General features: G+C 68.4%; 1 pseudogene. It reads right to left on the bottom strand.

The annotated features are described in order from the left end of the window. Nucleotides 1–421: pseudogene (locus tag EYB28_RS19620) on the bottom strand (IS256 family transposase); the annotation flags it as partial.

Here is a 421-nt window from a genome sequence, read left to right as displayed (position 1 = left end):
CCCCAGCCCTTTCGGGCCCACAGTCCTTCGTCCGCTGTAGCAGTCGTGCCGTAGCCGCCGGGGATCGGGTCGTTGTCAGTGATGACGACGGCGGTCGGCGCGGGTTTGTAGTGCTCGGGCCGGATCAGGGACGACGGCGGTGCGGGCTTGGTCGAGTTCAGGTAGCAGTACCACTCCACGGCGCGACGTCGGTGGGTATCGGTCATGCCGCGGTGGCGGCGCAGGAGGTCCTTGATCCCGGCGTTGCGGCCGCCCTCGATCCGGTTTGTCGTCGAGTTGATGGCCAGGCCTTCGAAGTCGGCGCGCAGGTAGGTGAACAGGACCTGTTGGCGGGTCAGGCGTTCGAGGAGCCGGTAGGCCTTGCGGAGCCGGTCATGGGTCCACCACCAGGTCGCGTTCGCGCGCGCCCAGGATGGTCGGG

Origin of the sequence: Isoptericola sp. BMS4 (assembly GCF_011634835.1) — a bacterium.
In the GTDB taxonomy this organism is placed as follows: domain Bacteria; phylum Actinomycetota; class Actinomycetes; order Actinomycetales; family Cellulomonadaceae; genus Isoptericola.
The sequence above is the reverse complement of the archived record's forward strand: the minus strand, read 5'-3'. Positions and strand labels throughout refer to the sequence as shown.